Annotated in this window: 6 protein-coding genes; all 6 read left to right on the forward strand. The window is 42.2% G+C overall.

From position 1 onward, the window contains the following. Nucleotides 1-316 precede the first annotated feature (316 nt). Entirely contained in the window at nt 317-1240 is a 924-nt protein-coding gene (locus D7V32_RS16640) for an MlaA family lipoprotein (RefSeq protein ID WP_120403891.1), read from the forward strand. 100 nt (nt 1241-1340) lie between these two features. Beyond that, nucleotides 1341-2309, forward strand: a complete 969-nt coding sequence (gigA, locus tag D7V32_RS16645) for an RsbU family protein phosphatase GigA (protein WP_120403892.1) — start codon at nt 1341-1343, stop codon at nt 2307-2309. Between the two features lie 112 nt (nt 2310-2421). Further along, nucleotides 2422-2943, forward strand: coding sequence for an anti-anti-sigma factor GigB (gene gigB, locus D7V32_RS16650; protein WP_120403893.1), 522 nt, complete (start codon nt 2422-2424; stop codon nt 2941-2943). Nucleotides 2944-2964: 21 nt separating this feature from the next. Then, nucleotides 2965-3810 carry a carbon-nitrogen hydrolase family protein gene (locus D7V32_RS16655; RefSeq protein ID WP_120403894.1) on the forward strand — a complete coding sequence of 282 codons (846 nt, stop codon included), beginning with the start codon at nt 2965-2967 and terminating at the stop codon, nt 3808-3810. 108 nt (nt 3811-3918) lie between these two features. Next, the gene (locus D7V32_RS16660; protein ID WP_120403896.1) at nt 3919-4311 is read left to right on the forward strand and encodes a DUF4951 domain-containing protein; all 393 of its coding nucleotides are present in this window, start codon (nt 3919-3921) and stop codon (nt 4309-4311) included. Nucleotides 4312-4478: 167 nt separating this feature from the next. Continuing rightward, the gene (locus D7V32_RS16665; protein ID WP_120403895.1) at nt 4479-4904 is read left to right on the forward strand and encodes an organic hydroperoxide resistance protein; all 426 of its coding nucleotides are present in this window, start codon (nt 4479-4481) and stop codon (nt 4902-4904) included. Nucleotides 4905-5024 lie beyond the last annotated feature (120 nt).

Here is a 5024-nt window from a genome sequence, read left to right on the forward strand (position 1 = left end):
CTTCAAGCCCATTAACCAAACTCAGATTTAAACATTCTTGCTAAATCCTTGTTTCTCAACAAGCTTTAATCAACATCACCGCCGATGGATGTGCATTCTACAGTATTTCCAAACAGACACAACCCCCTAAACACCGTTATTTCTTTTTTTTTGAAAAAACGTGCTTAAGTGAGTATTTTTCACCCATTTTCGTATTTTTGATTTAATTTTTATTCAAATTTGTTTTAATAACCATATTCGTTAATGCTATATGAACTTAATTTTTTTATTATTAGGCATATTTTTTGCCAAATAAGAATTCTCAGGACTTCTATCTATGCGTCATTCCTCTCTTCTATATGTGGGCTTATTCAGTCTTGCTGCAGCTCAGCCAGCTTTTGCAGCGGAACAAACCCAAGCCTCTGAACTGGAAAACACAACATCTCCAGCAAAGAACGGTTTTATTACGAAGTCTGAGGCCGTTGTAAAGAAACTGACTGTAAATGCCAATGCAGCTCAGGCAGATGAAGAAAAAGACCCTTTTGAATCTGTAAATCGAAAAGTCTATGCTTTTAACGATGCCTTAGACCGCAACATTGCCCGTCCAATTGCAGTGCAGTATGTAGAAAAGGTGCCTGATGAAGTACGAGGCTCTTATCGTCATTTCCGTAAAAACTTAAGAGAACCATGGAATGCTGTAAATCAACTTATACAAGGCCGTCCTTTGCGCGCGGCTAAAAGTTTAGGACGTTTTACAATTAATACCGTCACAACATTAGGCTTTGCTGATCCTGCACGACGATTGAACCTGACAACTGAAGAAGACGGCTTAGGCACAACTTTGGGATATTATGGCCTGCCGACTGGCCCTTATTTAATGCTGCCTTTTTTAGGCCCGAGCACCATTCGTGAAGGTGTTGGCATGATTGCTGACGGCTATGCTCAGCCGCAGCGCTACTTATTGGATGATCACGAAGGTGTCTATTGGAGTGAACAGGCTCTGCGCGCAGTCGATTCCCGCTCTCAAGTATTAGAAGTTGAAAAGGTGCTGCAAGGTGACAAATATGCGCAGCTGCGTGATATTTATTTACAGCGCTTGAGTTTTGAGATTGCTGAGAAAAAAGGTACTGCCGATGACGGCATGTTTATCAATGATGATACTGAAGATGACGATCTTTTAGAAGATTCAGATCAGAACGACGCCGAGAGCAACTCTGATGGCAGTATTACTGATAATTCCGAGACACCAGTCACGGAATAAGCTTAACTTTTATACTGAATAGCAGGGTTTTTTTCCTCTGCGCTGCATTTGCTTGCTATAGTAATCAAATCAGAATTATTAAGGATCATACTATTTCTTTATGTATTTCATTCAGCCGACCCGTGATATTGTTCATCTAGATCAGGTTTTAGAAACACTTCCCAGTGTTCAGATGATTAACATTGAAGATCTCCATTTGTATGATCCGACCATCATTGCAATAGCCGATGTGCAAGACTATATAAAATATCAATGGTCTGTACCGACCATTGTTTTAGCCTTAGAAGATGAAGGCAGCGCCTTAGCCCAAGCTTGGGAACTCGGCGCACTGGCTGGCTGGATTTGGAACCGCCTACCTTCCAATCCCCAGCAGGCTTTAATTAAAATTGATGCGCAATATAAACGTAATCAAGATAGCCGGGACCTGCCTTCAGCTGCCAATTTGCAAAAACGCTTATTGCCCAATCCTATTGATCTACTCAATTATAAAGTTGAGACTTTTTTCCAGCCTTCTGCCTACTTATCTGGCGACTGGTATGATTACTGGAAAATCAGCGATAAAGAAATCATGTTCTATTTAGCGGATGTTTCTGGACATGGTGTAACCAGCAGCCTGTTAACATCATGGATGGCTGCATTTCATGGCCGTTCAAAAACACCGCGTGAACTGATTAAAAAGTTAAACGGCATGCTGGTGCAAGAAAATATTGAAAAGCACATCACCATGATTGCCGGCATTTTAAATATTGAAACACATCATATGCGCTGGTCTAGCGCTGGACATTATCCGCCTGCAATCCTGCTGGAAGAAAACAAAGCGCCGCAGATTTTAACCACCAGCAGTTTCCCTTTGGGCTTAACCGAAGATTTGGAAGTTGAAGAATTTGAATTTCAGCTGTCATACAACTCTCGGTTTATTATTTGTTCAGATGGAGCCCTCGAACCCTTTAGCGGCGGCTTGAATGAGCAGCTGGGCCAACTGGTGCATCATTTGCAAAATCAATCATTTCAAGCGCCAGATCATGTAGCTGATGATATTGCCATCCTTAGCTTGCATCGATTCAATTAATTTTATAATCAATCACTTAACTTCTTTTCATGGGTTATGCGACTTCTGGATACTTGAGTAAGCAGTGTCCCTATGGGATAATTTACTATCCTTCTCTGCAAATGGCATTTATATGTCAACAGGTCATGTTGAATATGCAAGCTTGAATGGAACGCATATTTTTAAGCTTATTGGCGAAGTGCGTGCCCAATCTTGCATTAGTTTAGACAAACTGCTGGATAAAATTGAACAGCAAGAAAATGTTGTCGGCGCAATCGTCGATTTAACCCAAACGACATTTATTGACAGTACAGTTTTAGGCGTTTTGGCTAAGCTAGGTTTAAAGCTTAAACAAGTGCACCATATTCAGGCAGCAATGCTTTCTACTAATTCTGATATTACAACTCTGGCCAACAGTATGGGGCTGGGGCAAGTTTTTGTGATTTTGAATTACTGCGGCGATCCGAATGTATGCACACGCGCTCTAATGGAAGAGCATGTGACACATGGCAATATGCTGGACACCGTATTGGATGCGCATAAGACATTGATGAAACTTAATGCCAGCAACCAAAATATGTTTGAACCGCTTGTAAAACAGCTGCAAAAAGAGCAGGACTCGCTGGATCAAACCACTGCTCAGCCAAACATTTAATTCTAAATATTCAGGAATTCCATGACTTTTCTTTCTGTCGTTCAAATGAATTCACAAAATGATATTGAAGCAAACTTCACTGTCATTGAGTCTTTGATTCAGAAAAGCAAAGCTCAAGGAGCAAGCTTAATTGTTTTTCCTGAAAATTTTGTCTGCTTTGCAGCCAGCAAACAGCGCGAAACAGCTGCTCAGTTTGAATCGATTCAGCAGCGTTTAGAACAGCTTGCTCAGCGCTATGATATTTGGATTGTTGCGGGCACTCTCCCTTGCCCATTCCGTCCAGACGGCTCCATCATTGAAGATGGCCGCGTCCGCACTGTCAGTCTGTGCATCAGTCCTGAACGCACTGAAGCTCGTTACGATAAAATCCATCTTTTTGATGTACAAGTTGGCGATGCGGTTGGCGGCTATCAAGAATCAAAATTTTTTGAACCTGGCACGGATACCGTTATCGCAAAAACACCATTTGGCAATATTGGCCTGATGGTCTGTTATGACTTGCGCTTCCCTGAACTCGCGCTCACATTGCGCGCGCAAGGCGCAAATATCTTAACGGCACCTGCGGCTTTCACTTACACCACAGGCCAAATGCACTGGCAGCTTTTACTGCAAGCGCGGGCAATGGATACGCAGTGCGCTGTTCTTGGTGCCGCTCAGCAAGGCTGGCATGGTGAAAAACGTCAAACTTGGGGACATGCAGGCGCTGCTGACAGCAAAGGTCAGCTGCTTGATATCATCTCTGATGAAGGCGCAGCAATCATTACCGTTCCTTTTAGCCTAGAAGAACAAGCGGCTGTCCGTGCATCAATGCCCTTAATGCAGCACCGCGTTTTACTGCAATACCCTGCCGGCAGCAATACAAAATAGATTCCTCTCACCCAAGGACGTAACTAAATTTAAGTTCCTTCAGCACTATAAATCGGCTCCAACCTTATTACAATAATGATTCTTATTTACAAAATAAATTTTACTTCAATGTTCAAGTCTATTCTCCTCTCTGCAGTGCTGCTGTCTGTCCCCGCTGCGGCTTTTGCTGAACTGCAAATCTCTGAAAAAGTCCGCCCGACAGCTAAATCTTTGGTTAATCCTGATATTCAGCGCCTAGAAACTCCGCCTACACCAAATAATATGTCTTTGCCTGATTTCGGCCGCGGCATTATTGGCTGGGGTACAGGCCCAGATGGTGCAGAGGCACGTTTGAACAATGTCACGAAAGCAGATGTTGAAAAATATAAAACTCAAGGCGTAACCCTAGAAATGGTTCAGACTTGGCAAAAATTTTATGAAAATGAAACTCGCCGTAATGCAGGCAATCCAACTGCACCTTTCCGTGCACAACTGATGAAAAAAATTGCTGGTCTTTGGTAAGTTGAAAAATTTGTTCATTCATGGCTTAACGCCATCAATAAGCATCTAAAACCATCTGCCCTCTGCCTCATTTTTGCCAATTTATGAGCTTTTACAAAATCACTGCTTATTCTTTGAATATTTTCAGACAGGATAGATACTTCCTAACAAATATGCAGAGAATAACAATGTCACTAGAAAAAGTTGTATATACCGCTCATGCTAAAGCGACTGGCGGCCGTGATGGCCGTGCCACCTCTTCGGATAACATTTTAGATGTCAAACTTGCCGTACCAAAGGAAATGGGCGGCGCAGGCGGCGGGACAAATCCTGAACAGCTTTTTGCGGCTGGTTATTCTGCCTGTTTTTTAGGTGCAATGAAGTTTGTGGCAAACCGTGATCATTTAAGAATCACGCCTGATGCTTATATTGAAGGCGACGTCGGCATTGGGCCAATTCCAACGGGTTTTGGCATTCAGGTAACTTTAAATGTTCATTTGGAAGGTTTAGAGCAAGCTGAGGCGCAAAAACTGGTAGATGCAGCACATATTGTTTGCCCTTACTCAAATGCAACACGCGGCAATATTGATGTGACGCTGAATGTAATTGTTTGATTTTTATCTCTGAATATTCAAAAAAGAAAAAGGCTGATATGTATTTGCATATCAGCCTTTTTGATGGTTGCACGTTAAGTCCAGTTCCTTATAAGAGATTTTATGTTAATTACCTATTTT

It is taken from the genome of Acinetobacter tianfuensis (assembly GCF_003611465.1).
GTDB lineage: Bacteria > Pseudomonadota > Gammaproteobacteria > Pseudomonadales > Moraxellaceae > Acinetobacter > Acinetobacter tianfuensis.

Bases quoted from the DNA above. Each gene is read 5' to 3' on its own strand.
- D7V32_RS16655 (WP_120403894.1), top strand. From the start codon at position 2,965: ATGACTTTTCTTTCTGTCGTTCAAATGAATTCACAAAATGATATTGAA.
- gigA (WP_120403892.1), top strand. From the start codon at position 1,341: ATGTATTTCATTCAGCCGACCCGTGATATTGTTCATCTAGATCAGGTT.
- D7V32_RS16660 (WP_120403896.1), top strand. From the start codon at position 3,919: ATGTTCAAGTCTATTCTCCTCTCTGCAGTGCTGCTGTCTGTCCCCGCT.
- gigB (WP_120403893.1), top strand. From the start codon at position 2,422: ATGTCAACAGGTCATGTTGAATATGCAAGCTTGAATGGAACGCATATT.
- D7V32_RS16665 (WP_120403895.1), top strand. From the start codon at position 4,479: ATGTCACTAGAAAAAGTTGTATATACCGCTCATGCTAAAGCGACTGGC.
- D7V32_RS16640 (WP_120403891.1), top strand. From the start codon at position 317: ATGCGTCATTCCTCTCTTCTATATGTGGGCTTATTCAGTCTTGCTGCA.